Genomic DNA, 26,138 nt, shown 5'->3' with positions numbered 1-26,138 from the left:
CGTGGACTTCGGTGTGGTGTTCCAGTGTGATCCGCCCGCGTCCACGGTCGTGGAGCTGGCGCGGAAGGCGGAGGACGCCGGGTTCGGCTACGTCTGGACGTTCGACTCGCACCTGCTCTGGCAGGAGCCGTTCGTCATCTACAGCCAGATCCTGGCCGCGACCCAGCGGGTGATCGTCGGCCCGATGGTGACGAACCCGGGCACCCGGGACTGGACCGTGATCGCGTCCCAGTTCGCCACGCTGAACGAGATGTTCGGCAACCGCACGATCTGCGGGATCGGCCGCGGCGACTCCGCGCTGCGGACATTGGGCGCCAAGCCCGGCACGATCGACGAGATGAAGCAATGCGTCGAGGTGGTCCGCTCGCTCGCCCGCGGCGAGACGGTCGAGTACCGCGGTCAGCAGCTCAAGTTCGCCTGGGTCGGCGACGGTGCGCTCGACGTGTGGGTGGCGGCGTACGGGCCCAAGGCTCTCGCGGCGACCGGCGAGGTCGGCGACGGGTACATCCTGCAGCTTGCCGATCCCGACATCGCCGCGTGGATGATCGGAGCGGTACGCCGCTCTGCCGAGCAGGCCGGTCGGGATCCCGAGGCGATCAAGTTCTGCGTCGCGGCTCCGGCGTACGTCGGGGACGACCTGGATCACCAGCGGGAGCAGACCCGGTGGTTCGGCGGGATGGTCGGCAATCACGTGGCCGACATCGTCTCGCGGTACGGCGCAACTGGTGCGGTGCCGCAGGCGCTGACCGACTACATCGAGGGGCGCAAGGGGTACGACTACTCGCAGCACGGGCGTGCCGGGAACACGCACACGGCCTTCGTCCCGGATGAAGTGGTGGATCGGTTCTGCATCCTCGGGCCGGTCGAGAACCACCTCGCCCGACTCGCCGCCCTGAAGGAGCTCGGCGTCGACCAGTTCGCCCTCTACCTCCAGCACGATGCGAAGGAAGAGACTTTGGCTGCCTACGGCAAGGACATCATCTCGGCGTTTTGAGCCGTTCCGCGGCCTGGGCGAGGCGGTTGCCGGGCGGGGTTGCGCCGTACAGCGTCGCCGGTGGGTAGTCCGTGGTGACGGTCCGGCTGATCAGCTCGGCTGCCTCGAGGTCCTTGAGTGCGAGGGCCAGGGCTCGGTTCGAGGTCTCGGGGAGGGCCGCGCGCAGTTCGGAGAAGCGGCGTTCGCCGGTGAGCAGCGTGAGGATCGGCAGCGACCACTTCCGCAGGCCCACGTCGGTGGCCTCGAGCTCCTGCAGTACGTCGACGAGCGCGGCCGCCGGCTCCGCGACCTGCGCGCCGGCTGAGGTCAGGAGGTACTCCGGTCGCAGTGGGTGTCCGTGGCCCGGGTTGCGCTGGATCAGGCCGGCCTCGGTCAGGAAGGTGAGCGTCCGGCTGAGGGATTCGCGGCCGACGCCGAGGCTGTGGGTGAGGTTGACGAAGCGACCGCCGTACCCGCGGTGCAGCTCGGCGAGCACAGGGACGGCCCAGCGCAGGTGGACCAGACGTTCCAGCGTTGACACGAAAGTAAGCTTAGTATAAAAACAGGACCATGAGTGAGATCGAGTACGACGGGCGCGCGGTCTGCGCTCTGGAAGTCGCCGATCTGGAGCGTTCGCTCCAGTGGTACGAGCAGGCGCTCGGATTCGAGGTCGTGCATCGGCTCGAGTCCTGGGGCTGGGCCGAAATGGACACGCACCTGCCCGGCATCTCGATCGGGATCGGTCAGACCGAGAAGCCGGCGACCGAGGGCGGGGTCGTCATCACCTTCGGGGTCCAGGACATCGACAAGGCGCGTGCGCACCTGGAGTCGTTCGGGACCCGCTTCGACGGGGAGACCCGGCAGATCGAGCAGGAGGTCCGCCTCGCCACGTTCTACGACCCGGACGGCAACACCTTCATGCTCGCCCAACGCCTGGCGGAGAACCCCCGCCCGAAGGGCTAGGGGTTCGGGGTCCAGCGATAGGCGCCGGGGAGTAGGTCGGTAGCCAGGACGGAGCCGACGCCGTCGGCGGTGGGCAGGATGACGCGGATGCCTGGGTGGTAGTCGACCAGGACCTGGCGATCTCGTCCGCACGGCCCGACCACGCCGCGACCTTCGTTGCCCACGGCCACGATCGTGGTGAGCTCACCGGCGCCTTCGGCCCGGGCCCGGCCGAGTGCGACCAGCTCGGCGCACGGTCCGCCGGTGAAGTGGTAGAGGTTGATACCGGCGTACATCCGTCCGTCCACACCGCGGACGGCGGCGCCCATCGTGTGGACGCCGTCCGGTCCGTCGGTGTTCGCGTCGACCGTACGGCGGGCGAGCTCGATCAGCTCGCGGTCGTCGTCGGTCAGCGGGTGTACGTCCATCAGCCGGCGATGCGCTTGAGTTCGGCCTCGACGACGGTCTTGACCTTCTTGATCTCGGTGGACGGGTCGGCGCCGCTGCGGATGATCCGGTTCAGCGCGTCGGAGTACGCCGTACCCGATTTCGGCGACCACAGCAGTGGCGTCTGGGCGTGACCGTTCTCGTTGACGAACTTCACCGCGTCGGCGGCCGGGCCGGACTTCAGCTTCTCCGCCTTCTCGGCCAGGCTCTTGCGGGCCGGGATGTGGAAGCCGTACGACTGCGCGAAGTCGAGCTGGTCGTCGGTCTGGTCGACCCACAGCCACTTGACGAACTTCTTCGCGGCATCGACGTTCTTCGACTTGCCGTTCACACACGACGCGTACGCGCCGACCGGGACACTCGGCTTGCCGGTGGTCGCGTTCAGCTTCGGCCAGGGGAGTACGCCGAAGTCGTCCGGGAACGCCTTCTGGATCGCCGGCAGCGTCCACAGGCCGGTGAACTGCATCGCGGTCAGGCCCTGGGTGAACGCGGACGGGTCGGACCAGTCGGTCGGTGCCCCGAGCAACAAAGTCTTCGAGGTGAAGAGCTCGCGCAGCTTGCGGAGCGACTCGACCGCGGCCGGGTCGTCGAAGCCGAACTGGTCGTCCGCGGTCAGGTAGTCCAGACCGGCCGACCACAGCGCCGGACCACCGAGGACACCGACACCGCCGTCGTTGCCGACGAACAGGCCCTTGACCTTGTCGGTGGTCAGCTTCTTCGCGGCGTCGAGCAGTTCGTCGACGGTCTGCGGCGGCTGGACGCCGGCCGCGCTGAGCAGGCTCTTGCGGTACACGAGCAGCTGCATGTCGGTGACCTGCGGTACGCCGTACAACTTGTCCTTGTACGTCAGCCGCTCGATCAGCGAGGGCGTGAAGTCGGCCTTGGCATCGCCGAGCAGGTCGGTCAGCTCGACCACCTGGCCGCCCTTGATCATGTCGATCGTCGGCCCGTTGCCGTACTCGAACACGTCCGGGCCTTGGCTGGTGAGCAGCGCGGTCGAGGTCTTCTTGTCGTAATCACCCGGCGACCACTCCACCGTCACGGTCGCGTCCGGGTACGCCTTCGCGTACTTCTCGACCGCCTGCTGTGTGCCGGCTTCGCCGTACTGGTGGTACCACTGCGACAACGCCGGCTTGCCGCCGGCCGAACCACTCGACTCGGGTCGCCCACTGTTGGAGCCACACCCAGCCACCGCCATCGCCGCGAGCCCGCCACCCATAGCCAGCAACCGCCGCCTGGTAACCCCAGCCATCCGAGTCCTCCATCCGCGCGGTCCCACTGCCCGCGCACCACCCCGACCCTACGACCGCGGAGGCGCAGAATCGGGATATTCCAGGCAGTGAGAAAGCCCGTGCCGTATGCTGCTCGGCATGTTCTCCCTTCGTGACTAGAGACGGCTCCCAAGTGGTTGAGCCCATTCCGTCGTGAGTCTCTAGGAGCGTCTCGTGTCCGGCACTACCCGTGCCGGGAGCTACCGCGATGTGCTGATGCTGCCGTCTGCGCTGCGTACCTTCGTACCTGCGCTGGGCGGCCGGCTGTCGTACGGTCTGCTCCCGTTGTCCCTGCTTTTCACCGTCCAGCAATCGACCGGCTCGTTCAGTACGGCGGGAGCCGCCGTCGCGATCTTCGGACTCGCGTCGTTGTCGATGCCCTACAAGGCCCGGCTGGTTGACCGGTTCAGTCAGCGTCGCGTCCTGCCGGTCCTTGCTGTCGGCTGTTCTGCTGCTCTCCTCGCCATCGCGTGGTGGACGAGCAACCTCGTTCTCGTGGGCGCCGCGGGGTTGCTCGCGCCTCCGCTCGGCCCGTCGATGCGCTCCAACTGGCGTCTGCTCACGGACGGGTCCACGCTGAAGGAACGCGCGTACGCGTTGGATGCGGTCTCCGAGGAGTGCCTGTTCCTGGGCGGCCCGTTGATCGTCGGCGTGTTGATCGGCGTCGTGTCCGCGCCGGTCGCTCTCAGTTGTTCCGCTGGCCTGATGGTCGTCGGCACCCTCGCCATGGTGACCAGTCCGGTCACGCGACACACCACCGCGGCTCCGGCGACCCGGCATCCGCTGGGTCCGTTGGTGATCCCGGGACTGCGCCGGATCCTCGTCGTCATCATGGTCACGGCGTCGGGCGTCAGCCTCGCCTACCTCTGCGTCGCCGGAACCGCCCAGCGAGCGGGCCATCCCGGCGCCGCTGGGTACGTCGAGGCCGCGATCGGACTCGGGAGCGCAACCGGCGGCCTGCTCTGGGCGCGCCGCAACCACTCGAGGCCGTGGTCGACCCACCTGGCCGGGTTGATCGCCGTACTAGCAGCCGGTCTCCTGGCAGCCTCGTTCGCCCCAAACCTCGTCGTACTGGGTGTCGTCATGGCCGTAGCCGGCCTCGCCGTGGCGCCCCTCTTCGTCGTGTCTTACCTGGCCGCCGACACGGTCACCCCGGCCCACCAACGCACCGAAGCCAGCACCTGGATCAACACCGCCAACAACCTCGGCTCCGCCGCCGGCTCGGCCCTGGCCGGCCTCCTGATCGACCGAACCACCCCCACCCACGGCTTCCAAGCCGGCGCCGCCCTACTCGCCCTCATCGCACTCGCCGTCTCACGCATCCGAAAGCCGCGCGATGGTGGCTAAGGGCTCGCGCGGCAACGATTCGATCAAGTTGTATATCCAGCTCTGTAGGTCTATATATATCTGAACATATCGTCACTGCCATGAAGACGGTGATCGATCTTGACGACAAGGCGTTGGCACTTGCGGCGAAGGAGCTGGGGACCGTGACGAAGAAGGACACCGTGAATGCCGCGCTGGAGTTCGTTGCGAGGCGCCGGGAACGCATCGAGGCTCTCCTCGATGACCCCTACGCGCTCGGAGTAGGACCGGACATCGACGACCCCGACATCATGCGTGGGGCGCGCCGTTGAGCGCTGTTGCCGCCGTCGGCAAGCTCTACCTGGTCGACACGTCAGCGCAGGCGCGCACCAAGCATCCGGCGGTTCGGTCGGTGATCGCCGGCCTGGTTGTGGATCGGGCGGCGGCCACCTGCATCACCGTTGATCTGGAAGCCGGCTATTCAGGACGAAATCAGCAAGAGCTCAAGACGATCGCCGAACGGCGACGATCTCTGTATGTCACGTTGCCGATCACCGAGGCCATCGCTGACCGGGCTCGTGAGGTTCAGCTTCGGATGGCCGCTCGCGGACAGCACCGTGCCGCCGGAGTGATCGACGTACTCACGGCCGCTGTCGCCGAGCAGCATGGAGCGGTGCTCCTCCACTACGACGCGGATTTCGAGCACATCGCCGCGGTCACCGGGCAGCCGCACCTCTGGGTGGCGCCGCGCGGCTCGCTCGACTGATCCGTCACGCGTCCGAGAGGCGGGCGATGGTGGCTGAGGCTCGGCGGACTATGGGGACCGGGCCTTCGGGGAGGACGTCACCGATGAAGGTGTAGTGCTTGAGGATGTCGGGGTCGACGTCGCCGGGCCGGTGGCGGCTGTGGTCGCGGACCCAGTCGATGATGTCGCCCCAGCCGGGGGCCGCGAGGGAGCCGCCGAAGTGCTGGACGGACAGGCCGGCGCACAGGTTGCTGAAGGCGAGGCGGTGGGCGAGCGGCCAGCCGCGGAGCGTGCCGAGGACAAGCGACGCCAGAAAGACGTCACCCGCACCGGTCGGGTCGTACGAGCGGACTGGGAGAGCAGGGATGTGCTCTTCTTCGCCGGTGGCGGAGTCGATCGCGAGTACGCCGTCCGCACCATTCGTCACGACCGCGAGGGGGACGAGCTCGGCGAGCTTGTGCAGGGCAGCCACCGGGGTGTCGGTCCGGGTGTAAGCCATCGCCTCACCGGCGTTCGGGGTGAAGGCGTGAAAGCCCTTGAGTACGTCGAGAACCGCCGGCGACCACTCGTCGGTCGGATCCCAGCCGACATCCCCGAACAGCAACGCGCCGGACTCCATCGCCTCCACCGTCCACCCCGGCATCTCTTCCGCGACCGGGACGATCGCCGATCGCGTCTTGAGCCCGGGACCGACCAGTTTGCTGGGGTCTCCGGGGGCTTCGTGCGCATGCGTGACCATGGCCCGGTCCCGGTCGAGTGACATCGAGACGGTGACAGGGGAGTGCCAGTGGCCGATCCGGCGCGAATGCGAGAGGTCCACGCCCTCTTGATCGGCCAGGGTCCGCCAGCAGAAGTCGGCGTACACGTCGTCGCCGAAGACCGCGGCCAGGCCGGTGTTCAGGCCGAGGCGGCTGGCCGCGATCGCGAAGTTCGCGACGCCGCCGGGGCACGATCCCATTCCCTCGGCGAAGATCTCCGTCCCCGTTGTCGGGGCGGATTCCAGGCCGGTGAGCACGATGTCGAGGAACACTGTCCCCTGTACGAAAACGTCGTAGCAACCCGGCTCGTCCATCACGGTGACACCGCTCCTCGGCTTGTCGGTGGCGGGTGGAATGCTCCTTCGTAGCATCTTGGACCGGTCAAGCACCACGGATATCGGAGGACGCGTATGAGTGCCGGGGTGTGTCTGTGATTCCGACCTGGATTTCCGTTGTCGGGGTCGTGGTGACTGTGCTCAGTCCTCTGCTCGCGCTCGGTGGTGTGGTGCTCGGTTCGTACCTGACGCGGAAGTCGGATCGTGAGCTGGACACCTGGCGGCATCGTGAGGAGACCATGCGGATGGTCCGGTGGGCGGTCGAGCAGATCCTCGACGGTGAGGACGACGCGGGCACGGACGCCGGCGTGGTGACGCTTCGCTCACTGATGCGATCGGAATTGTTACAGCCCGAGGATTACGATCTCGTCGCCGCGCTGACCGCTGCTGTAGCGATCGACCGGGTCGGCTCCGCCGCGTACGCTGATATCGCGGATACGGATATCGAGATCGTCGAGGAAGACGGTGAGTAATGGCTGAGAAGAAGACCGTGAAGGTCTCCCGCCAGGCCGTCGAGCTGGCCCGGCTGCACGTCGAAGCAGCCCGCCGCGCCGGCCGCAAACCCGAACCAGGCGTAGCCCGCATAGCCGGCGCCCGCCCCGACAACGGCAACGGAGCCCCCGCCCCCGCCTAACTGTGGATAGCGCCACCGGCGCGATCCGCGTCAGCGGATGCCGGGACGCATCGCGGCCGCGGTGTCCGCCGCAACGGCCAGCGGGTCGGTCAGCGGTCGGTCGAGCACCTGGACGAGATCAGGGCTGGAGTTGCTGAGGAACCCGTGGCGGACGCTGCTGGCGATCGACGCGAGCATCGGCGGCTGGAACGGCAGCAGTGCGGCATCGGCGAGGAGACGGGCACGGTACTCGCCAAGCCCGATCGCTCGATGGGCGACGTCGAGACGTTCGGCGACGTCGCCGGCAGTGATCGGGGCGCCGACCAGGTCGTAGGTCTTCTCGGCGTGCGAGGTCGGGTGGCCGGCAACGATGGCTGCGGCCGCGGCCAGATCCGCCCGCGCCACCGCAGCGATAGCGCCATCGCCGAAAGCTGACTCCAGGCCATCGGGTGTCCACGTCAACAATGCTCCGAAGAGCTCGGCGTAGAGCCCGTTGCGCAGGATCGTCCACCCGAGACCGCTGGCCTTGACCAGGTCCTCGGTGGCGCGGTGGGCGAGCGCGAACCCGAGGTGATCGCCGGTGCCGGTCAGGCTGGTGTAGATCACGTGATCGACGCTGTCGCGGGCCGCAGCGTCGAGAAGAGCCCGGTGACGTGCGATGACCTGGTCGTCCTCGGCATACCCGGCCGAGACCAGGACCAGCGTCGAGACACCGGTGAGGTCCAGGCTGGTGGGGTCGTCGAAGTCAAGGTGGCGTTGTCCATCGGCGGGTGTTCGGCTGCCGCCCAGGGCAGGCAGCTTCCGGTCGGCCAACTCGTGCAGCGTGAGCGAAGCCAGCTGTCCGTTCACGCCGGTCACCATGATCATCGCGGTTCCATCTCCTACCGTGGTTCTGTTCAGTAACTACGGCGATCCTGAACCGGCCGCGGTCGGGGGGACAAGGAGGCAGTTTCGTGTCAGCGACGCACACCGAGGTAACCACTGGACCCGCAGACCTGGAACCGTGCGGGCAGCCGGACCACCCCGACTGCGGGATCCGCGACGTTCTCGACCGCGTGGGCGACAAGTGGTCGGTCCTCGTGATCGTCGAGCTGGCGAACGGGGCGCGGCGCTTCCGGCAACTCCAGCGCGCCATCAATGGGATCTCCCAGCGGATGCTGACGCTGACGGTGCGCCGGCTGGAGCGCGACGGGCTGGTACGTCGGACCGTCTACCCGACCGTGCCCGCTCAGGTCGACTATCGACTCACCGATACCGGCGAGAGCCTGACCCACCTTGTCAAGGCACTGGCCGACTGGTCACTCGAACACCGCGACACCATCGCCCACGCCCGCCAGGACTACGACGCGCAGCATCCCGACAACGAGATCCGATGAGCGTCGGTGTCAGCATCGTCATGGCCTGCAACACCTGGCCGGGGTGAGCAGCGGCGCGGCGTGCACCGTCTATCGGACGGGGTTGTTCGGTCCGGCAGGTCTGGTCGGCGGCACGCCGGGGAGCACCTACACTGATCGACGGCCGCTTCGGTGGCGTACGGTGCAGTTCGTGGGTACCGTCGCGTCGCTCCCTGTTCCCGACCACGGCCGGATGAATCCGTGATCCGCTTCGAGAATGTCTCCAAGACGTACGAGGGCCAGTCCAAGGCCGCTCTGCTGAACGTCAACGTCGAGATCGAGAAAGGCGAGTTCGTCTTCCTGGTCGGTACCTCCGGGTCCGGCAAGTCGACGTTCCTTCGTCTGGTCCTGCGCGAGCACCGGACCACCAGAGGCCACATCATGGTCGCGGGCAAAGACCTGAACCGGCTGGCCAGCTGGCGGATCCCGCAGATGCGCCGGCAGATCGGAACCGTGTTCCAGGACTTCCGGCTGCTGCCGAACAAGACCGTCGCGGAGAACGTGGCGTTCGCGCTGCAGGTGATCGGCAAGCCCCGCTCGCACATCCGCAAGACGGTTCCCGAAGTCCTCGAGCTGGTCGGTCTGGACGGCAAGGAGGACCGGATGCCGGACGAGCTGTCCGGCGGCGAGCAGCAGCGGGTCGCGATCGCCCGCGCGTTCGTGAACCGGCCGATGATCCTGATCGCCGACGAGCCGACCGGAAACCTTGACCCCGGGACCTCGGTCGGCATCATGAAGCTGCTGGACCGGATCAACCGGACCGGAACGACCGTCGTGATGGCCACCCACGACGTGTCGATCGTCGACCAGATGCGCAAGCGCGTGATCGAGCTGGAGAACGGTCATGTCGTCCGCGACGAATCGCGCGGCGTCTACGGCTACCAGCACTGATTTCGGCTGCCTGCCACGCCGGGCTGACCACAGGGACTGACTGAAGAATGCGCTTGAACTACATCCTCTCCGATCTCGGCATCGGACTGCGGCGGAACCTCTCGATGACGATCGCGGTCGTCGTCACCATCTGGGTCTCGCTGTCGCTGTTCGGCAGCGCGCTGCTCGCCCGCGAGCAGGTCGACCTGATGAAGGGGAACTGGTACGACAAGATCCAGATCTCGGTCTTCCTGTGCAACAAGGATTCCGGCGGCCCCGGGTGCTCGCACTCCGAGGTGACGCCGACCCAGAAGGCCGCGATCCAGGACGTGATCTCGAAGAACCCGGACACCGCGCCCGACGGCGTGTTCTCGGAGTCGAAGGCCGAAGCGTTCGACTCGTTCAAGAAGCTGTACAAGGACTCGCCGATCGTCAGCACGGTCTCCGAGGACCAGATGCAGGAGTCCTTCCGGGTCAAACTGAAGGATCCACAGCGGTACGAGAACCTGCTCAGTCAGGTCCGCGGTATGAAGGGGGTCGACAACATCCAGGACCTCCGCGAGTACCTGGATCCGTTGTTCAAGGCCCTCAACGGGTTGCAGGTCGGTGCCCTGATCGCGGCCGGTCTGTTGCTCGTCGCCGCGTTGATGCAGATCTCGAACACCATCCGGTTGGCGGCGTACGCACGGAGACGGGAGATCGGCATCATGCGCCTGGTGGGCGCGTCGAACTTCTATATCCAGCTACCGTTCCTGCTCGAAGCGGTGCTGGCGGCGTTGATCGGCGCGGTCCTTGCCTGTGGCACCTTGTGGATCGGTGTGTACTTCCTGGTGATGCAGCGGGCCCAGGAGACTTTCCGGGTGTGGCACTGGATCGGCGCGTCCGAAACCTTCCGGGCCACGCTCGTGATGGTCGTGGTCGGCCTGATCCTCGCCGTGGTCCCGACATTCCTGACAACGCGGAAATACCTCAAAGTCTGACCCGGGTGACTTATCGTGCAGTAGCAGTACGCACGACAACTCAATCCCAGAGCAAGGGGTCGACCTGTGGTCCCGCACTTCCCCGGTGCGAACCCGCGCAAGCGGGGGAGCATCAAGCGAGACGACAGCACCGGCACCTCCGCACCGCCGTACCCGCGATCAAGCACGAGACCGCAGGGCCGGCAGACGGTGGTTGCCGCATGCTGCCTTGTCCTGTCCCTGTCCGCCGGAGTCCTGGCGGCGGTTTCGCCCGCACAGGCGGATCCGCCCGATCCAGCCGCCAAGAAGAAGCAACTCGATTCGCAGATCAATCAGTCCAAGTCTGATCTCGCGGAGGCGTCCGACCAGCTCGGCAAGTCGGTCAACGCCTACAACGCGGCGGAAGTGAAGTACAAGGCCGTCCAGGTCAGGTACGCCGCCGCCCAAGGGAAACTCGCCGCCGCGAAGGCCGCCGATGTGGTTGCCGCGAGCAAACTCAAGGCTGCCGAACAAGCGTTACATACCGCGATTTCGGACGTCGAAGCGGGCGAGAAGCTGATCGCGGAGAAGCGCGCGATCGCGGGCAACGCGGTCCGATCCGCGATGCAGCAGCAGAACGGTCTGGTCGGGTTGTCGATCGCGCTGAACGGCGCGACGCCGTCGGAGATCGCCACCGGGATGCAGGTGCAGCGCAACGTCTTCGGCATCCAGAGCAACGCGATCACCGCTCTGAACAGCGCCCAGGCGCAGCTCGCGATCAAGCGCGCCCAGGTGGGTCAGGCCGAGAAGGCCGCCGAGACAGCGCGGGCCGAGTCGGCCGAGACGGTCCGGCAGGTGACCGAGCTGACCAAGCAGGTCGCGGCCGACAAGGCCGAGGCCGCCGCGGTCGCGCTGGTCAAGCTGACCGCGTTCAAGGCTGCGGAGAAGGAGAAGAACACCGAGCTGGCGCAGTACAACTCGCTGCTCCGCGAGCGCAGCCGGGTCGAGCAGATCCTGATCGCGCGGGCCAAGGCCGAGAAGGCGGCCGCGGCGCGTCGCAAGGCCGCCGCAGAGAAGGCTGAGCGGGACAAGGCCCGCAAGGAGGGCCGTCCGCCGCGGAACGTCCCCGACCCGGTCGACAACGGGGATGGGCTGAGCTACCCGGTGAGCAGCTACATCACCTCGCCGTACGGCATGCGTTTCCACCCGGTCCTGCACTACTGGAAGCTGCACGACGGCACCGACTTCCGCGCTCCTTGCGGTACGCCGATCCGCGCTGCCGCCGACGGCAGGGTGTCGGACAAGTACTACAACGGTGGTTACGGGAACCGACTGTTCATCTCACACGGCGTGATCGACGGATCCTCCATCACCACCGTTTACAACCACCTGTCGCGCTACAAGGCCCGCGTCGGTGAGCGCGTCCGCAAGGGCGAGATCATCGCGTACGCCGGTACGACGGGCTACTCGACCGGCTGCCATCTGCACTTCATGGTCTACCAGGACGGTCGCGTCGTTAATCCGATGAAGTGGCTCTGAACAGTCTGAGATACTGGTGGGATGGTGAAACAGACCGGCCAGCAGAAGCCGATCGCGCAGAACCGGAAGGCGCGACACGACTACCACATCGAAGACGTGGTGGAGGCCGGCCTGGTGCTGACGGGGACCGAGGTGAAGTCCCTGCGCGAGGGCCGGGCCTCCCTCGTCGACGCGTTCGCCGCGGTCCGGGGGAACGAGCTGTGGCTGCAGGGCATGCACATCCCTGAGTACAAGCACGGCACCTGGACCAACCACGAGCCCCGACGGACCCGCAAACTGCTGCTGCACAAGGACGAAGTGCAGAAGCTGATCAAGCAGGTCGAGCAGCAGGGCGTCTCGCTGATCCCACTGTCGCTGTACTTCAAGGACGGGTACGCGAAGGTCGAGCTCGCCACCGGGCGGGGCAAGAAGGACTACGACAAGCGGCACGCCCTGGCCGAGCGCCAGGCCGACCGCGAGGCCAGCCGGGCTCTGTCGGACCGGACCCGCCGCGGCTGAAGTCCGCGCTGAGACCCGTCGGTTGAGGTCCGTGCTGAGGTAGTGGTTGGGGTCCGGTCAGGGGTGGCTCCGGGCTCAACCCGATGGGTTGAACTGCGCAACGGACGCACAGTGGAGACATGTCCACCTCAGACCTGCTGGTGACGCCGGCCCAACGGGACCGTGCCGTCGAGATCCTCAAAGAAATGTACGCCGACGGCCGGCTCGAGCACGTCGAGTTCGACACCCGGCTGGAACTGGCCCTGAAGGCCCGGACCCGGGCCGAGCTGAACAGCACGTTCAACGGACTCGTCGCGCGACCGGTCCCGACGTACGCCCCGGCTGCCTTCACCCGCCCGGCCCCGCTCCAGCGGTACGACGGCAACGGGCGCGGGATGGGGACCGTGGCGCACTGGCTCGGGTACCCGACGTTCTTCGTCGGCCCGGCGATCGTGGTCGCGACCTCCGGCCAGAAGAACCCGGCCGTCCGTAAGCACGCGGTCGAGGCCCTGAACTTCCAGCTGAGCGCGTTCGGTGCCTTCGCCCTCCTGGGCATCATGACCGGCGCAACCCACGGCTTCCTCGCGTTCCTGTTCCCCCTGCTCGGCATCCTCTGGTTCATCCTCACCGGCATCGGCGGCCTGGCCACCGCGGTGGGCACCAACTTCCGCTACCCCTTCACGCTGCGCCTCATCAAGTAACCCCTCGCAGTCGGCTCCCGCGGGGGCTGAGGGGAATGTGGGGTGCGGGTGGGTGTTGAGCTTGGTAGTGTGGATCTTCCACCTCCCCTCGGGGCCGGTGGGAGTTTGAAAACTCAACAGGGGGTGAACGGTTTCGACTTTGGACGTTAGTTCCAAGGGAAGCGGGCCGAGGATCCAGGGTTATCTCGTTAACGATCTCTGGAAACCAATAACTGCCAATTCACAGCGCAGTAGCTTCGCTCTCGCCGCCTGACGGCCTGAGCATTTAAAGAAGCGGTCAGCCCGGGGATGCTCCCGCCCCGGCTCCTGGCCTCATTTAGGGAGCTTGCTTTGTTAGCCCGGTCACGGGGTTAACACGGGACATTTACAGTGACTGAGCCTGTCAGCGACGTGTCTGTGAGAGCGCTGGGGCTGAGAAAATCGCCTAACAGACTGCGCCCGGAGAAGCCTTGAAGCAACGCCGAAGGACGCGGGTTCGATTCCCGCCACCTCCACGAAGGCGATAGGCGACGTGTGTCCGCGGAAAGCGCGGACCGCGTCGCCTTCGTCATTTGTGCGGCTTCGCTCCGCTCGCCGCGAGCGGGGGCTCCGCCACCCGCACCCCCTGCGCCTTCGCTTCGCTCGGCTCCCCGGCTGGCCACCGCGGTCGGGTTGCGCCTTCGCTTCGCTCGGCTCCCCGGCTGGGCGCCGCGGTCGGGTGGTGCCTTCGCTTCGCTCGGCTCCGTGGCTGGGCGCCGCGGTTGGGTTGCCTTCGCTTCGCTCGGCTCGGTGGATGATCTGGGCGGTCAGTTGGGTAGGTTGATGCCGGCTACTGCGCAGATGAAGGCCATCCAGTAGTCGTTTGTGGCGTCGAGGGTTACTGAAGTGAGTGTGGTGTGGGTGCGTTGGCCTATGAAGGTTGGGATTGTGGAGCCTTCGGTTGTGGTGCGTTGTACGGGGGGCCAGTTGCCTAGTTGGTCGTTCAGGGTGTGGATGAACTCTAGTTCGGCTTGGGTGGCTAGTGTTTTGGTCCATTCTTGACCGTCTTTGCGGCCGCGTTGGGCTTCGGACTCGGTTGATAACAGCTGGGCGGTTTGGGCTGTGTCTTCGGTGCCTCTGTAGTGGTAGATCTTGGCTTCGCGGAAGCGCCACCAGTGGTGGAGGTTCATGACGCCTGATCTGCCGGTTTGGGTGCTTGTCATGGCGAAGCGGATGACGGTCATGACGTCGGTGTCGTTGGACGCGAAGGCCAGTGGGGTGAACTCGGTGACGGAGACCGCCTCGCCCAGCTGCTTGAAGAACTCGGCGGTCTCCGCCTTGCCGTGTCGTACGCCGTACCAGGGTGCGATCGACGACTCGGATCCGGACGACCAGTCGATGTCGTCGGTGAGCTGGTCGAGGATGAAGCCGACGTCGCCGCGGCCGAACGCGTCGTAGATGGCCTCGACGGTCTTGATGTTGTCGTTCGTGGTTCCCGGCGTCATGAAACGCCTCCCCTCATCACGTGGTCGGAGGCGCTCCTTCACCCCGTTGCGCAGGCCACGTCTCACTACAGCTATAGACCGCTCGGGCCCGGAAGGAAACCTTCTACTTCGGGAGGGTGGGGAGGTAGGAGTGGGAGACGAAGACGGAGTAGTCGATGACGGCGGGGAGGGTGACTTTCAGTTTTCCGCGGTCGGTGGTGAGGACGTCCTCGGTGTCCAGGAGTACGCCGGTTTGTGGGTTGAACAGGAAGCTTCGGCGGGTGGGGAGGCCGCCGCCGGAGTCCATCACCGAGTAGCTGATGGCTTTGCGGCCGGAGCGGTCGACTGTGGTGCCGTCGGCGGTCATGCCGGGTACATCGGCCAACAGCGTGAGGATCGCCGCCCGGACTCCGGGGTCGGGGTTGGCCTCGTTCGCCAGGTCCTTGATCGCGTTGAGCAGCTGGAACGTCCCGCCACCGGGGTGCTGATTGTCGAGCTGCTTGCGCAGCGTGCGCGGGTTGCTGGACACGCCGTCGGGCCAGTACGCCGTTGACGGGTTCTCCCACCCGCTGCCGGACCTGTAGTAGATCTGCCCGTCCTTGACGTACTTCACCGACTCCTGCGGGTCGATCGTGGTCGTGCCGTCCTCGGACGCACCGAGGTACCAACCCTTCGTCTTGAGCTCCAGCACCGGACCACCCGGCGGCTCAGCGGGAAGGGCGCGGACCCGCTTGGCGAAGTCGAGAAGCTGTACTCGCGCAGTCCGGTGGTCCATCACCGTGTACTGCAGCATCGGCGGCGTCGCGGCCGACGCCGAGTTCGGGTCGCCCGACCAGGGCTGCACCACCAGTACAGCGGTCGAGAGCGCCGCCACCGCCCCCACGGCGACCACTCGCCGGTACGGCGGCCGGCGCCGCCCCGTGTCCGCGATGATCCGCGCCAGGTCCCGCTCCGCCCGTACGTCGGTCCATCCCTGCGGCGAATTGCCCAGCCGACGGACCGGATCCGCCTCTTTGACCAGTCCGGCGATGTGCTGATCGTTCATCGTGTTCCTCACTTCCCGCTCAATGCTTCCCGAGTTGGCGCCTGTACGTGGTCGTCGGCGGTCATCAGTTCGGCCAGGCGTTTGCGGGCCCGATGGACCCGGGCCTTGAACGCGCTGACCGAGCAGCCGGTGATCCTCGCTCCGGTCGCCTGATCAACGCCCTCCCACTCGACCAGCAGCAGGGCTTCCTGATCCTTTGCCGGCAGGCGAGTGACGGCAGTCCGTACGTCGAGTACGGCGTCCACCGTGCTCATCGGATCGAGTTGCCGCGCGACACCGGTCGCCAAGGCCGAACTCACCCGCACCAACAGCGCGCCGCGCCGCCGCTGGGACCGCAGATGGTTCGCGGTCACCTTGCGGGCGGTCGTGTAGAGCCACGGGAGCTCCTCGTCCTCGGCGGGCATCACCTGCCGGCGCCAGGCGACCATGAACACCTCTGCCGCAATGTCGCGCGCAGCCTCGGGTCCGACCCGGCGTACGCCGTACGCGAAGATCGCGTCGTACCTGCGCCGGTAGAACCCTGCGAACCAGTCGTCGTCGATCAAGCCATCTCCTCGCCTACCGGGAGCCGTGTAGCTCCCGTCCACACTCGGCTCTATGTCCGGCAGCGCGACCCGGGTTACACATCGTCAGCGGGTGCGGTCGTAGATGAGGGCCAGTTCGCCGAGCTTGCCGGTCTCCTGGTGGGTGAGGGTCCATTTGCTGGCGGGGAGGCCGTCGGTGAAGAGGCGTTCGCCGCCGCCGGTGATCTCCGGGGTGATCATCAGGTACAGGCGGTCCAGGAGGTCCGCTTGCAGGAGCGGCTTGATGACCGTGGTGCTGTTGTTGACGAGGATGTCGCCGGTGCCGCTGGTCTTGAGCTCGGCGACGACGTCCGCGGCGGGAGCGTTCACGATCCGGGTGCGCTCCCAGGGAGCCTCGGTCAGGGTGGTCGAGAGGACGACCTTCTCGGCGTCGACCAGCCACTTCGCGTACCCGCGGTCGCGCGGATCCGCGTTCTCGTCGTCGGCGACCGGCGGCCAGTAGCCGAGGAAGCCCTCGGCGTTCTTCCGGCCGAGGAGGGCCGTCGTCGCGCCTTCCCAGATCCGGGTCAGGTGATCCCGGGCCGTGTCGGTGACGGCGTACGGGACGATCGCGGCCAGATCGTTCGGCCCGCCGGGGCCGTTGTAGTGGCCGTCGAGGGAGAGGCTGATGTTGGCGCGGACCTTGCGGTCGGTCATGACTGTGCATCCTTCGCGTCGGTGGTGAGTACGGCGGTGAGGTTGTCGAGGACCTCGCCCCAGCCGGACTCGATGCCGGCGATGTAGGGGACCGCCTCGACGGTCGTTTCGGTGATGCGGAGTTCGAGCCGCAGCCGGGTGCCTCCCGGAACCGCGGTCAGGGTGAGCTCGTAGTGCCCGGTGAACGTCCCGGGGGTGTCCAGCATCGACAGGTCGAACTCGATCCGTTCGTGCTTCGCCGCGGCGTGCACCCGGCCGCCGGAGTGATACCGCCGGCCTTCGGCATCGCCGTACACGAGTACGACGCGGCCGTCCGGCTTCGGCTCGATGACGCAATCGGTGATGGTCATCGACGGCGGAGCCCACCAGGACCGGAGAAGGTCCGGCTCGACCCAGTGCCGCCAGACGACGTCCGGCGGGGCGGTGAGCGTGCGATCGAACGTGAACGTGCGACCGTCGGCCCAGCGTTTCCGGTCGGCGAGCGCGGACTCGGCGTCGATGGCGGCGCGGTAGCGGGCGATCACGTCCCGCTCGCCGGCGTGGGCCTCGGTGGCCGCGACCAGTTCGGTCAGTCGGCCGCTGAGGGCCTGCAGCGGTTCGGTCTCGAGCGCGTAGACGCGACGCTGGCCGAGCGGGAAGACCGTGACGAGGCCGGCGCGCGCCAGCGTCTGCAGGTGCTTGGTCGTCTGCGGCTGCCGCAATCCGGTCAGCTCGGCCAGCTCGCCGACAGACCGCGGCTGCTCGGCCAGCAGCTCGACGATGCGCCACCGCGCGCCGTCCCCGAGTGCTGAGGCGATCTGTTCCATGGCCTGAAGTATTCATCTGCAGGAATATTCCTGTCAATGACTATTTCGGAATCGGGCAGATTCCGGGCGGCTGGCGGGTTGTGCCAGAGAGACGTCAGTGGGGTGACAGTGGCGCCGGGCAAGGTGGAGCCATGGACAGGGGAGGTCGGGGATGAGTGGGGCGGACTGGCGGCAGGACGTGGTCGCGGCGGGGGACGGTACGGCGATCGGCGTCCTGAGCCTGGGGTCGGGTCCTGGAATGGTCGTGATTCCGGGGAACAATCGGCGAGCGCACCACTATGAGAACCTGGCTCGAGGGCTCGCGGGAGCACATACGGTCCACGTGATCGAGCGACGCGGACGCGGTGTGAGCGGCCCGCAAGGACCGGCGTACAGCGTGGAGACCGAGGTCGACGATGTCCTGGCGGTGATGGAGCACACCGGCGCGCGGATGGTGTTCGGACACAGCTACGGCGGGTTGGTGGCACTGCATGTCGGACTGCGGCAGCCGCTGGATGCACTGGTCGCCTACGAGCCGGGCGTGAGCATCGACGGGTCGTTCGATGCCAGCTGGCTCGGCACGTTCGAGCGGCAACTCGACGCGGGCCGGGCGACGGCGGCGATGGCGACGTTCCTGCAGGGAGTGGACCTGCTGCCGGTCCGGGCGAAGCCGTTGCTATGGGCAACGGCGTTCCTGATGTTGCGGGGCGCCGGTGGTCGTGAGACCCGCGCCATGATGCCGACGACGCCGGCGGAGATCGCCGAGGTCGTGCGCCTCGACTCCGACGGCAGCCGGTACGCCGGAATCGCGTCCCGGACCCTGCTTCTGGGCGGTGAGAAGTCGCCCGCGTACCTGACCGGCGTACTCCCGCGCCTGGCCGAGATCATGCCGCACGCCGACTACCGGATCCTGCCGGAGCTCGACCACAACGCACCCGACGAGAGCGCGCCAGATGTCGTCGACCAGCAGATCCGTCTCCACCTGGTCCGGACCGAGCGGGCACAGCTCGCCCGCTACCTGGAAATGGCCGACCTCCGGGTTCCGATCCATCGCGATTCACTGTCGATGACATCGCGCCGCAAGGCCCGCGGCTAGACCATCCCGTGCGGGATCTCGCTCGCTTCGGGCATCGGTTGTACGACGTCCCAGTGCTCGACGATCTGCCCGTGCTCGAACCGCCAGATTTCGACGACCGCCTGACCGCGAGGGTACTCCGGCGACGTCATCGAATAGTGCATCACCACGTGGTCGTCGTCGGCGATGACCCGGTGAAGGTCGAGCTGCGCACCGGCAACCGGCGCCTGTGCGATGAAGTCGATGAAGGCTTCGCGGCCGGAGGGATTGCCAGGGCTGTGTTCGATGAAATCCTTGTGCAGCAGGGGACGCAGTGGCTCGAGGTTGCCGTTGGCAAACTCCTGGAAGGCGTGGAGGGCGAGTTGCTTGTTGTCCATGCGTACGACCGTCGCTGATCATGGGCCGAGCTGTCGATTACAAGGGTGGTAACGGTGACCGAGGACAGGCCGGTCGGCGAGTTGCTCCGGGAGTGGCGGCGACGGCGGAAGCTGAGTCAGCTCGAGCTCGCGATCCAGGCGGACGTTTCGTCACGGCACGTCAGTTTCGTGGAGACCGGGCGAACGATTCCGAGCAGCGCGATGGTGCTGCACCTCGCTGAGCAGCTGGCCGTGCCCTTGCGGGAACGCAACCGGCTGCTGGTGGCCGCCGGACATGCGCCTGTCTATGGGCAGCGACCGCTGAACGATCCGGACATGGACCGGGTCCGGGCGGCGCTGGAGCAGTTCGTCCAGGCGCACTCACCGTACCCAGCACTGGCTGTCGACCGGCGGTGGAACCTGATCCTCGCGAACGACGCGCTGGACGTGTTCTTCGACGGTGCTGCCCCGGCCTTGCTCGAGGCGCCGATCAACATGATGCGTCTCGGCCTGCACCCGGACGGGATGGCGCCACGGATCCGCAATCTCGCGCAGGTCCGCGGCTACCTCCTGCCCCGGCTCGCTCGGCAGGCCGCCGCGTCCGGCGACGCCGAGCTACACAGGTTGTACGACGAACTGATCGCCTACGGACCCGTCGACACCACGCCACCCGACCCGGCCGACATCGCCCTGCCGATCCGCATCCACCACCGCGGCACCGACCTGTCGTTCCTCAACACCATCACCACCTTCGGCACCGCCTTCGACCTGACCCTCGCCGAAACCGCGGTCGAGACCTACCTCCCCGCCGACGCTCAGACAGTCGCCTTCTTTCAGCGGTAGGGGCGGAAGGTGCGGCGGAGGTCGTTGGTCCATTCGGTGGGGAGTTCCCATGGGATGAAGTGGCCGCCGTTGGGGTGGGCGGTGAGGTTGACGTGGTTGTACCAGGCGGCGCGGTCGCTCGCGAGGAAGCTCTGGACGCGTTCGTCGGGGGTGTTGACGCCCGGTGGGTTCTCGTACCCGACGAAGGTGATGCCGGTCGGAGCCTCGATCGCGGGAGTGCGGTCGTGGGACGGCGTCCAGGGGTAGCGGTTGTTGTTGGCATAAGTGCGGATCGACGTGTCGATCGCGTTGCCGGCCCAGTAGATCATCGCGTGGGTGAGCAGTTCGTCGTCGCTGAACGCCTTGTCACCCTCGGACCAGCTGAGCCACCGCTCGAGGATCCACGCGAGCATGCCGGCAGGTGAATCCGCGAGGCCGAAGCCGAGGGAGCTCGGGTCGAGCACATGCGTGGCGAGGTGGGCGGCGAAGCGGCGTTCGAACGCGACGATCCCCTGGTGGACAGCCGGTGGCAGGTCCGGCGGGATCGGGTTTCCGCCGCTCAGGTCCCAACCGCGGTCGCCGTTGAAGAACGAGAGCTTCAGCCCCGATCCGATGTGGATCGCGTAGAGCTCATCGGCGTACTTGTGCCCGAGTTGGCCGGTCACCAACGCGCCGACGTCGCACCCGCCGGCGGCGTACCGGTCGAAGCCGAGTACGCCGGTCATGAGTTCGTGCCAGACGTCGGCGATCTTCCAGAAGTTCATGTCCGGCTGGTTCGTCAGCGGCGTCGAGAATCCGAATCCGGGGAGCGACGGCACGATCACGTCGAACGCGTCGGCCGGATCACCGCCGTACGACGCGGGATCGGCCAGCTGGTCGATCACCTTCGACCAGTGCCAAAACGTCCACGGCCAGCCGTGGCTGAGGATCAGCGGGATTGGATTCGGACCGACGCCCGGCTTGCGCATGAAGTGCACGGGTACGCCGCCGACGTCGACGCGGTAGTGGTCGTACGCGTTGATCGCGCGCTCGGCCGCACGCCAGTCGTAGCCCTCGGCCCAGTATTCGACGAGGGCTTGCAGCTGGGTACGACGTACGCCGTAGAAGCCGTCGTCGTTCCCGGCGTCGAGCGGCCACTTGGTCGCGATGAGCCGGCGGCGCAGGTCGTCGAGGACCTCGTCCGAGACGTGGATGGGGGTTGGTTCGAGTTCGGGCATGGTGTGCCTCACGTGGTGTCGGCGGCGATCTCGGTCAGCCGGGTGAGTACATGGACGGAGTCCGCGAGTACGGCGCGCTCCTCGGGCGTGAGCTGGTCGACCAGGCGGGACAGCTTCTTCACCCGCTCGGCGTGCCGGGAGCGGACGATCTGCTTGCCCGCGCGGGTCAGCGACAGCAGCGTCGCGCGGCCGTCGTTGGGGTCAGGGCGGCGTTGGATCAGGCCGTCTTCCTCGAGCCTGGCAACCAGGGCCGTCAGCGCGGGTTGCTTGAGCTGCTCGGTCGGGAGCAGGTCGGTCAGGCGGAGCGGACCGTTTCTCCCGAGCGTGTGGAGGACGGAGAGGGTGGAGAAGTTGTACCGCCGGACCGACGGCAGGCGGATGAAGATCGTGTTGAAGTCTTCGACCACCATGGCCAGTCTGTCGACGTCCAGCTCGTCCGGCATGACCCCGACTGTATCAATTTTTGATGTAACTTGTCGCGAGATTATTGCCGGGAAGGGCTCGGCGGGCTTAGTTGCTCAGGGCAAGACCGGGGACGGTGAGCGTCGTACCGCCGGATTTGAGGGTGAGATTCGCGGTGCTGGCGCTGTCGGGGAGGTGGCCCTTGAAGGTGATCGTGCCGTGCTCGGTGCCGCTCGCCGGGATGCTGCCGGGCCAGTCGCTGCGGGATGCGTCGGCGCGGAGCGCCTCGCCCTCGGCGCCGGCGAAGGTGGCGTCGAGCGGGACGTTCATCGACTCCTTGCCGGCGTTGACGAGCTTGACCTCGACGCGGGTGAAGTGGCCTGTGTACGTGACGTTCTCGACGGTGACGGTGAGTCCGCCGCCGGCCTTGGCGACGGGTTTGATCAGGCGGTCCTGGCCGGATTCGTTGCCGGTGAGGTAGCCGCCGACATACTTCGCTCCCGCGGTCAACGCGAAGCCGCCTACTCCCACGCCTATGAGTACGGCGAGGATCGCGATGATGATCGAGACGTCGAGACGGCTGGGGGCGCGCGGGGTCGAGGAGGCGGCGTCCATGAGGGCGATGATCATGGCCGCGACCAGGGCGATCGCCGGCGGGACGAGCCAGCGCAGTGCGCCGCTCGGGCCGTTGGACAGGAACGTGATGATGAGGTTGATCGCGATACCGAGCAGGATCACGGCGCCGGCGATCAGCAGCACGCGGGGCAGGCGGACTGTGCCTACCTCTTCCTGGTCCTCCGCGTTCGTGGGCCTTGGGCGGCGGGTCTGTTTGGTTGCCTGACCGCTGCTCTCGGGCCAGTTCGCCGGTTTGTCCCAGGGTGGTTGCTCGATCTGGATCTGCGGCGGGTTCTCCCAGGGCGAGCGCGGCGGCTCCGCGTTGTCGGCGGACGGGTAGGCGGCCCAGGACTCGTCCGAGCTCGGGTCGTCCGGGAACAGCGGGAAGTTGCTCGCGGCCCCTTGTCGCCGCTCCGGCGGTGCCGGGAGCTCAGGCGCATCAGGTACGTCGTACTCCGCCTGGTCGTTGCCCGGGGCAAACGGGCTCTCCGCAGGTACGTCGTACTCCGCCGCGTCCTCGTGATGAGCGGGGGCGAACGGGCTCGCACCATCTGACGACCACTCCGGCTCTTCCACCGGGTACTGCTCGGCCGGTGCGCGTCGGTCTGGCTCGCGCTGGGGCTCGGGTGGGGCGTAGTGGCCCGCGGGGGTGGTGGACGGGCGCGGTGCGTCCCGGGTGGGCGGGGGTGTGGCCGCGGGGGTGTGAGTGGGCGGGGCTGGCGCAACTGGCGGGGGTGCCGCCGGGGAAGGGGTAGTGCTGGGGGGTGCGGCGTGGGTTGGGGTGGCCGCGGGGGGTGGGGATAGGGCTGTCGAGGCGGTGAAGGTCAGGACTGAGCGGCCGATGTGGATTCGGTCGTTGTTGGCGAGGGGTGTGGGGGTGGCCAGGCGGCGGCCGTTGAGGCCGGTGCCGTTGCGGGACTCGTCGTGGAGGGTCCACGTGGTGCCGGTGCGGCTGAGGCGGGCGTGGATGCGCGAGATCTGGTCGTCCGACGGCAGCCGGACGTCCGCGTTCGAGGCGCGACCGATCGTGATCGTGTCGCTCTCGGCGGGCAGCGCCCAGCGCTGCGAACCGAGTGACAGCGCGAACTCGGTTTCCACTCACACTCCAGCCGGCAGCCAACCCGTCTGCGCGATTCTGCCATCCACACCTGGTCAGGGCCACCCACCGATTCCCGGCCCGACCCGCCGCCGGCCGACTTTGTCAGCTCTAAGTAGCCATGACAACGCGGTCAGTTGTCTGAGTCGTGCCAACGGCAGCACAGCGCCTTGTCCGCGGTGTCACGCGGGCATAGTGTCCGTCCGCGCGATTCATCGGCGGTCGATGGAAAAGGGGGATTTTCGCAGGAACCCGATGAATTACCCGGAGGAACCAGGGGGAGTGGTGCACCACCTGCAGTCCGGCGAAGCGCAACCCGCCCAGCACCCGATGAACCCGCTCGGCGCGTTCATCATTTCGCGAAGGGACCACATCCATGGTCTTGTTTCAGCGTTCCCGCAAACCCGCCGTCATCATCGCGGTGACCAGCCTCGCGGCGGCGGCCCTGGCCGGACTCGGCACCTCAGCGGCGGGAGCCGCGCCGAGTGCGGCACCACCACCCCGGCCGACGCAGGCACAGTCGAAGGCGTTCGCCGCCGAGTCTGCCTCGTCACTGGTCGCGAACCGGCCGTCCGCCCTGCACGCAGGCAAGAACGACCAGTTCGTCGCCAAGCCGGTCGTCTCCGAGCCGTCCGGCCTGCAGTACGTCCCGTACGAGCGCACCTTCAAGGGTCTCCCGGTCGTCGGTGGTGACTTCGTCGTCGTCACGGACGCCGACGGAGCCGTGAAATCCACCTCGGTCTCGCAGACCACCGCCGTACCCGATCTGTCGACCACAGCCAACGTCACCGCGGCGACCGCCAGGGCGACCGCGAGCAAGCAGCTGAAGCAGGTCGACTCCTCGACCACGCCGACGCTGGCCGTCTACGCCCTCACCGGCACCCCGAAGCTGGCGTGGCAGTCCCGCGTCACCGGCACCAACGGCCACGAGCCGTCGAGCCTCTCGGTGTACGTCGACGCGCAGAGCGGCAAGGTGCTCGGCACCAAGGAACACGTGCTGGCCGGCAACGGTACGGCGGTCTACAGCGGCCCGAACCCGGTGCACCTGGACACCACGCTCACCGGCAGCACGTACACGATGAAGGACCCCAACACCACCAACCTGTCCTGCCAGGACGCGGCGAACAACCAGACGTTCTCCGGCCCGGACGACAACTGGGGCAACGGTACGGCGACCAACCGGGAGACCGGCTGCGTCGACGCCCTGTTCGCGGCGCAGACCGAGCGGCACATGCTGACCGACTGGCTCGGCCGTAACGGCATGGACGGCAACGGCGGCGCCTGGCCGATCCGCGTCGGCCTGAACGACGAGAACGCGTACTACGACGGTAGCCAGGTCCAGATCGGCCACAACACGGCCGGCGGCTGGATCGGTTCGATCGACGTTCTGGCCCACGAGATGGGTCACGGCATCGACGACCACACGCCGGGCGGTATCTCCGGCAGCGGCACCCAGGAGTTCGTCGCCGACACGTTCGGCGCGGCCACCGAGTGGTACAGCAACCAGGCGGCGGCGTACGACCCGCCGGACTTCCTGGTCGGCGAAGAGGTCAACCTGGTCGGCAGCGGCCCGATCCGCAACATGTACAACCCGTCGGCGCTCGGCGACCCGAACTGCTACTCGAGCTCGATCCCGGGCACCGAGGTGCACGCCGCGGCCGGTCCCGGCAACCACTGGTTCTACCTGTTGTCGCAGGGCAGCAACGGTTCGCCCGCCAGCCCGACCTGTAACAGCTCGACGGTCACCGGTCTCGGCATCCAGAAGGCGATCCGGATCATGTACAACGCGATGCTGATGAAGACCAGCAGCAGCTCGTACCTGAAGTACCGGACCTGGACCCTGACCGCGGCGAAGAACCTGTTCCCGGGCAGCTGCACCGAGTTCAACACCGTGAAGGCGGCGTGGGACGCGGTCAGCGTGCCGGCCCAGTCGGCCGACCCGACCTGCAGCAGCACCGGCACCGTCACGGTCACCAACCCGGGTAACAAGACCGGCACCGTCGGTACGGCGATCGCTTCGTTCACGCTGGCGGCTTCCGGCGGGACCGCGCCGTACACCTGGTCCGCGTCCGGTCTGCCGGCCGGTGTCACCATCGGTTCCTCCACCGGGACCGTGTCCGGTACGCCGACCGCCGGCGGCACCTTCAACGTCACCGCAACGGCGACCGCGAGTGTCGGCGGCTCCGGCAGCACGCAGTTCACCTTCACCATCAGCGGTGGCGGTGGCACCTGCTCCGGCCAGAAGCTCGGCAACCCCGGCTTCGAGACCGGTACGGCGTCACCGTGGTCCGCGTCGGCCGGTGTGGTCGACAACGACAACAGCCAGCCCGCTCACGGCGGGACCTGGAAGGCGTGGCTGGACGGCTACGGCCGGACCCACACCGACACGCTGAGCCAGTCGGTCGCAATTCCGTCCGGCTGCGCGGCGACGCTCTCCTTCTACCTGCACATCGATTCTGCGGAGACCACCACGACGACGCAGTACGACAAGCTCACGGTGAAGGCGGGCAGCACCACGCTGGCGACGTACTCGAACCTGAACAAGGCGAGCGGTTACTCGCTCAAGTCACTCAACCTCTCGTCCTTCGCCGGCCAAACGGTGTCGATCAGCTTCACCGGCACCGAAGACAGCTCCCTCCAGACCTCCTTCGTCATCGACGACTCCCCAGCTTCGGGCGGGAGCTAGGTGGCGGCGACTTTTACGTCGGCGGCCTGGAGGGAGCGGAGTTCTTCCAGGGTGGGGCGGCGGCCTAGG

Annotated in this window: 30 protein-coding genes and 1 other RNA gene; 17 read left to right on the top strand and 14 right to left on the bottom strand. The window is 67.3% G+C overall.

Annotation, left to right across the window (positions count from 1 at the left end; genetic code table 11):
- The first annotated feature begins 1 nt into the window (after position 1).
- Positions 2–994, top strand: a complete 993-nt coding sequence (locus AB0L70_RS40800; RefSeq protein ID WP_363692303.1) for a TIGR03842 family LLM class F420-dependent oxidoreductase — start codon at positions 2–4, stop codon at positions 992–994.
- Here AB0L70_RS40800 and AB0L70_RS40795 read toward each other — a convergent pair.
- Positions 978–1,514, bottom strand: a complete 537-nt coding sequence (locus tag AB0L70_RS40795; RefSeq protein WP_363692302.1) for a winged helix-turn-helix transcriptional regulator — start codon at positions 1,512–1,514, stop codon at positions 978–980. The genes AB0L70_RS40800 and AB0L70_RS40795 overlap by 17 nt on opposite strands.
- Positions 1,515–1,543: 29 nt before the next feature.
- Here AB0L70_RS40795 and AB0L70_RS40790 point away from each other — a divergent pair, with 29 nt between their 5' ends.
- Complete coding sequence (locus tag AB0L70_RS40790; RefSeq protein WP_363692301.1) at positions 1,544–1,936, top strand: VOC family protein; 393 nt, start codon at positions 1,544–1,546, stop codon at positions 1,934–1,936.
- Here the strand turns inward: AB0L70_RS40790 and AB0L70_RS40785 are convergent.
- Both AB0L70_RS40785 and AB0L70_RS40780 read right to left on the bottom strand, forming a co-directional pair.
- The gene (locus AB0L70_RS40785; protein WP_363692300.1) at positions 1,933–2,343 is read right to left on the bottom strand and encodes a cytidine deaminase; all 411 of its coding nucleotides are present in this window, start codon (positions 2,341–2,343) and stop codon (positions 1,933–1,935) included. The two genes, AB0L70_RS40790 and AB0L70_RS40785, sit on opposite strands and share 4 nt — an antisense overlap.
- Positions 2,343–3,614 carry a sugar ABC transporter substrate-binding protein gene (locus AB0L70_RS40780; protein WP_363692299.1) on the bottom strand — a complete coding sequence of 424 codons (1,272 nt, stop codon included), beginning with the start codon at positions 3,612–3,614 and terminating at the stop codon, positions 2,343–2,345. The genes AB0L70_RS40785 and AB0L70_RS40780 overlap by 1 nt, the downstream gene beginning before the upstream one ends.
- Before the next feature lie 193 nt (positions 3,615–3,807).
- On the opposite strand from AB0L70_RS40780, the gene AB0L70_RS40775 reads away from it, so the two are divergent.
- The 3 genes from AB0L70_RS40775 (at position 3,808) to AB0L70_RS40765 (ending at position 5,704) form a co-directional block, all read left to right on the top strand.
- Complete coding sequence (locus AB0L70_RS40775; RefSeq protein WP_363692297.1) at positions 3,808–4,980, top strand: MFS transporter; 1,173 nt, start codon at positions 3,808–3,810, stop codon at positions 4,978–4,980.
- Between the two features lie 80 nt (positions 4,981–5,060).
- Positions 5,061–5,270 carry a type II toxin-antitoxin system VapB family antitoxin gene (locus AB0L70_RS40770; protein WP_363692296.1) on the top strand — a complete coding sequence of 70 codons (210 nt, stop codon included), beginning with the start codon at positions 5,061–5,063 and terminating at the stop codon, positions 5,268–5,270.
- Positions 5,267–5,704 carry a PIN domain-containing protein gene (locus AB0L70_RS40765; RefSeq protein WP_363692295.1) on the top strand — a complete coding sequence of 146 codons (438 nt, stop codon included), beginning with the start codon at positions 5,267–5,269 and terminating at the stop codon, positions 5,702–5,704. The genes AB0L70_RS40770 and AB0L70_RS40765 overlap by 4 nt, the downstream gene beginning before the upstream one ends.
- A 4-nt stretch (positions 5,705–5,708) precedes the next feature.
- Here AB0L70_RS40765 and AB0L70_RS40760 read toward each other — a convergent pair whose 3' ends face one another.
- Positions 5,709–6,755 (bottom strand): PfkB family carbohydrate kinase, encoded by a 1,047-nt coding sequence (locus AB0L70_RS40760; RefSeq protein WP_363692294.1) that lies wholly within the window; start codon positions 6,753–6,755, stop codon positions 5,709–5,711.
- 116 nt (positions 6,756–6,871) lie between these two features.
- Here AB0L70_RS40760 and AB0L70_RS40755 point away from each other — a divergent pair, with 116 nt between their 5' ends.
- Positions 6,872–7,249, top strand: coding sequence for a hypothetical protein (locus AB0L70_RS40755; protein ID WP_363692293.1), 378 nt, complete (start codon positions 6,872–6,874; stop codon positions 7,247–7,249).
- Positions 7,249–7,410, top strand: coding sequence for a hypothetical protein (locus tag AB0L70_RS40750; RefSeq protein ID WP_363692292.1), 162 nt, complete (start codon positions 7,249–7,251; stop codon positions 7,408–7,410). The genes AB0L70_RS40755 and AB0L70_RS40750 overlap by 1 nt, the downstream gene beginning before the upstream one ends.
- 30 nt (positions 7,411–7,440) lie before the next feature.
- On the opposite strand, the gene AB0L70_RS40745 is transcribed toward AB0L70_RS40750, so the two are convergent.
- Positions 7,441–8,256, bottom strand: a complete 816-nt coding sequence (locus tag AB0L70_RS40745; protein WP_363692291.1) for an NAD(P)H-binding protein — start codon at positions 8,254–8,256, stop codon at positions 7,441–7,443.
- 86 nt (positions 8,257–8,342) lie between these two features.
- On the opposite strand from AB0L70_RS40745, the gene AB0L70_RS40740 reads away from it, so the two are divergent.
- The 7 genes from AB0L70_RS40740 (at position 8,343) to ssrA (ending at position 13,805) form a co-directional block, all read left to right on the top strand.
- Positions 8,343–8,765 (top strand): helix-turn-helix domain-containing protein, encoded by a 423-nt coding sequence (locus tag AB0L70_RS40740; protein WP_363692290.1) that lies wholly within the window; start codon positions 8,343–8,345, stop codon positions 8,763–8,765.
- A 219-nt stretch (positions 8,766–8,984) separates the two neighbouring features.
- A complete protein-coding gene (ftsE, locus tag AB0L70_RS40735) occupies positions 8,985–9,674 on the top strand; it encodes a cell division ATP-binding protein FtsE (protein ID WP_130444829.1) in 690 nt (229 codons plus the stop codon).
- A 47-nt stretch (positions 9,675–9,721) separates the two neighbouring features.
- Entirely contained in the window at positions 9,722–10,633 is a 912-nt protein-coding gene (gene ftsX, locus AB0L70_RS40730; RefSeq protein WP_363692288.1) for a permease-like cell division protein FtsX, read from the top strand.
- A 66-nt stretch (positions 10,634–10,699) separates the two neighbouring features.
- Positions 10,700–12,130, top strand: a complete 1,431-nt coding sequence (locus tag AB0L70_RS40725; RefSeq protein WP_363692287.1) for a M23 family metallopeptidase — start codon at positions 10,700–10,702, stop codon at positions 12,128–12,130.
- Positions 12,131–12,151: 21 nt separating this feature from the next.
- Positions 12,152–12,628: an SsrA-binding protein SmpB gene (gene smpB, locus AB0L70_RS40720; protein ID WP_363692286.1), complete on the top strand. Its 477-nt coding sequence runs from the start codon at positions 12,152–12,154 to the stop codon at positions 12,626–12,628.
- 119 nt (positions 12,629–12,747) lie between these two features.
- The gene (locus AB0L70_RS40715; RefSeq protein ID WP_363692285.1) at positions 12,748–13,308 is read left to right on the top strand and encodes a DUF1707 and DUF4870 domain-containing protein; all 561 of its coding nucleotides are present in this window, start codon (positions 12,748–12,750) and stop codon (positions 13,306–13,308) included.
- A gap of 119 nt (positions 13,309–13,427) precedes the next feature.
- Positions 13,428–13,805: a transfer-messenger RNA gene (gene ssrA / locus AB0L70_RS40710) on the top strand.
- Positions 13,806–14,093: 288 nt separating this feature from the next.
- Here the strand turns inward: ssrA and AB0L70_RS40705 are convergent.
- From AB0L70_RS40705 to AB0L70_RS40685, 5 genes are all read right to left on the bottom strand, one after another.
- Positions 14,094–14,771 carry a nuclear transport factor 2 family protein gene (locus AB0L70_RS40705; RefSeq protein ID WP_363692283.1) on the bottom strand — a complete coding sequence of 226 codons (678 nt, stop codon included), beginning with the start codon at positions 14,769–14,771 and terminating at the stop codon, positions 14,094–14,096.
- Positions 14,772–14,874: 103 nt separating this feature from the next.
- Complete coding sequence (locus AB0L70_RS40700; RefSeq protein ID WP_363692281.1) at positions 14,875–15,795, bottom strand: hypothetical protein; 921 nt, start codon at positions 15,793–15,795, stop codon at positions 14,875–14,877.
- A gap of 8 nt (positions 15,796–15,803) precedes the next feature.
- Positions 15,804–16,340, bottom strand: coding sequence for an RNA polymerase sigma factor (locus AB0L70_RS40695; RefSeq protein ID WP_363692279.1), 537 nt, complete (start codon positions 16,338–16,340; stop codon positions 15,804–15,806).
- A gap of 84 nt (positions 16,341–16,424) precedes the next feature.
- Positions 16,425–17,015 (bottom strand): dihydrofolate reductase family protein, encoded by a 591-nt coding sequence (locus tag AB0L70_RS40690; protein ID WP_363692277.1) that lies wholly within the window; start codon positions 17,013–17,015, stop codon positions 16,425–16,427.
- A complete protein-coding gene (locus AB0L70_RS40685) occupies positions 17,012–17,821 on the bottom strand; it encodes a metalloregulator ArsR/SmtB family transcription factor (RefSeq protein ID WP_363692276.1) in 810 nt (269 codons plus the stop codon). Before AB0L70_RS40685 ends, AB0L70_RS40690 begins: the two co-directional genes overlap by 4 nt.
- 151 nt (positions 17,822–17,972) lie before the next feature.
- Between AB0L70_RS40685 and AB0L70_RS40680 the strand changes: the two genes are divergently transcribed.
- Positions 17,973–18,896: an alpha/beta hydrolase gene (locus tag AB0L70_RS40680; RefSeq protein WP_363692275.1), complete on the top strand. Its 924-nt coding sequence runs from the start codon at positions 17,973–17,975 to the stop codon at positions 18,894–18,896.
- Here AB0L70_RS40680 and AB0L70_RS40675 read toward each other — a convergent pair.
- Entirely contained in the window at positions 18,893–19,252 is a 360-nt protein-coding gene (locus AB0L70_RS40675) for a nuclear transport factor 2 family protein (RefSeq protein WP_363692274.1), read from the bottom strand. The two genes, AB0L70_RS40680 and AB0L70_RS40675, sit on opposite strands and share 4 nt — an antisense overlap.
- Before the next feature lie 54 nt (positions 19,253–19,306).
- Between AB0L70_RS40675 and AB0L70_RS40670 the strand changes: the two genes are divergently transcribed.
- Complete coding sequence (locus AB0L70_RS40670) at positions 19,307–20,074, top strand: helix-turn-helix transcriptional regulator (protein ID WP_363692273.1); 768 nt, start codon at positions 19,307–19,309, stop codon at positions 20,072–20,074.
- On the opposite strand, the gene AB0L70_RS40665 is transcribed toward AB0L70_RS40670, so the two are convergent.
- The 3 genes from AB0L70_RS40665 to AB0L70_RS40655 form a co-directional block, all read right to left on the bottom strand.
- Positions 20,065–21,270, bottom strand: coding sequence for an epoxide hydrolase (locus AB0L70_RS40665; protein WP_363692272.1), 1,206 nt, complete (start codon positions 21,268–21,270; stop codon positions 20,065–20,067). The two genes, AB0L70_RS40670 and AB0L70_RS40665, sit on opposite strands and share 10 nt — an antisense overlap.
- A gap of 8 nt (positions 21,271–21,278) precedes the next feature.
- Complete coding sequence (locus AB0L70_RS40660) at positions 21,279–21,713, bottom strand: MarR family transcriptional regulator (RefSeq protein ID WP_363692271.1); 435 nt, start codon at positions 21,711–21,713, stop codon at positions 21,279–21,281.
- Between the two features lie 67 nt (positions 21,714–21,780).
- Entirely contained in the window at positions 21,781–23,385 is a 1,605-nt protein-coding gene (locus tag AB0L70_RS40655; RefSeq protein ID WP_363692270.1) for an FHA domain-containing protein, read from the bottom strand.
- Between the two features lie 374 nt (positions 23,386–23,759).
- On the opposite strand from AB0L70_RS40655, the gene AB0L70_RS40650 reads away from it, so the two are divergent.
- Positions 23,760–26,069 carry a M4 family metallopeptidase gene (locus AB0L70_RS40650; protein WP_363692269.1) on the top strand — a complete coding sequence of 770 codons (2,310 nt, stop codon included), beginning with the start codon at positions 23,760–23,762 and terminating at the stop codon, positions 26,067–26,069.
- The last annotated feature ends 69 nt before the right edge of the window (positions 26,070–26,138 follow it).

Source organism: Kribbella sp. NPDC051952 (assembly GCF_040680855.1).
GTDB lineage: Bacteria > Actinomycetota > Actinomycetes > Propionibacteriales > Kribbellaceae > Kribbella.
Note: the sequence above shows the minus strand (reverse complement) of the source record. Positions and strands in the feature narration are given on the sequence as shown.

What these genes read in the sequence shown, in the direction of transcription:
- AB0L70_RS40790 (WP_363692301.1), top strand. Translation starts at nt 1,544, where the DNA reads ATGAGTGAGATCGAGTACGACGGGCGCGCGGTCTGCGCTCTGGAAGTC.
- AB0L70_RS40785 (WP_363692300.1), bottom strand. Translation starts at nt 2,343, where the DNA reads ATGGACGTACACCCGCTGACCGACGACGACCGCGAGCTGATCGAGCTC.
- AB0L70_RS40780 (WP_363692299.1), bottom strand. Translation starts at nt 3,614, where the DNA reads ATGGCTGGGGTTACCAGGCGGCGGTTGCTGGCTATGGGTGGCGGGCTC.
- AB0L70_RS40770 (WP_363692296.1), top strand. Translation starts at nt 5,061, where the DNA reads ATGAAGACGGTGATCGATCTTGACGACAAGGCGTTGGCACTTGCGGCG.
- AB0L70_RS40760 (WP_363692294.1), bottom strand. Translation starts at nt 6,755, where the DNA reads ATGGACGAGCCGGGTTGCTACGACGTTTTCGTACAGGGGACAGTGTTC.
- AB0L70_RS40750 (WP_363692292.1), top strand. Translation starts at nt 7,249, where the DNA reads ATGGCTGAGAAGAAGACCGTGAAGGTCTCCCGCCAGGCCGTCGAGCTG.
- AB0L70_RS40745 (WP_363692291.1), bottom strand. Translation starts at nt 8,256, where the DNA reads ATGATCATGGTGACCGGCGTGAACGGACAGCTGGCTTCGCTCACGCTG.
- ftsX (WP_363692288.1), top strand. Translation starts at nt 9,722, where the DNA reads ATGCGCTTGAACTACATCCTCTCCGATCTCGGCATCGGACTGCGGCGG.
- smpB (WP_363692286.1), top strand. Translation starts at nt 12,152, where the DNA reads ATGGTGAAACAGACCGGCCAGCAGAAGCCGATCGCGCAGAACCGGAAG.
- AB0L70_RS40715 (WP_363692285.1), top strand. Translation starts at nt 12,748, where the DNA reads ATGTCCACCTCAGACCTGCTGGTGACGCCGGCCCAACGGGACCGTGCC.
- AB0L70_RS40705 (WP_363692283.1), bottom strand. Translation starts at nt 14,771, where the DNA reads ATGACGCCGGGAACCACGAACGACAACATCAAGACCGTCGAGGCCATC.
- AB0L70_RS40700 (WP_363692281.1), bottom strand. Translation starts at nt 15,795, where the DNA reads ATGAACGATCAGCACATCGCCGGACTGGTCAAAGAGGCGGATCCGGTC.
- AB0L70_RS40690 (WP_363692277.1), bottom strand. Translation starts at nt 17,015, where the DNA reads ATGACCGACCGCAAGGTCCGCGCCAACATCAGCCTCTCCCTCGACGGC.
- AB0L70_RS40685 (WP_363692276.1), bottom strand. Translation starts at nt 17,821, where the DNA reads ATGGAACAGATCGCCTCAGCACTCGGGGACGGCGCGCGGTGGCGCATC.
- AB0L70_RS40680 (WP_363692275.1), top strand. Translation starts at nt 17,973, where the DNA reads ATGAGTGGGGCGGACTGGCGGCAGGACGTGGTCGCGGCGGGGGACGGT.
- AB0L70_RS40675 (WP_363692274.1), bottom strand. Translation starts at nt 19,252, where the DNA reads ATGGACAACAAGCAACTCGCCCTCCACGCCTTCCAGGAGTTTGCCAAC.
- AB0L70_RS40665 (WP_363692272.1), bottom strand. Translation starts at nt 21,270, where the DNA reads ATGCCCGAACTCGAACCAACCCCCATCCACGTCTCGGACGAGGTCCTC.
- AB0L70_RS40660 (WP_363692271.1), bottom strand. Translation starts at nt 21,713, where the DNA reads ATGCCGGACGAGCTGGACGTCGACAGACTGGCCATGGTGGTCGAAGAC.
- AB0L70_RS40650 (WP_363692269.1), top strand. Translation starts at nt 23,760, where the DNA reads ATGGTCTTGTTTCAGCGTTCCCGCAAACCCGCCGTCATCATCGCGGTG.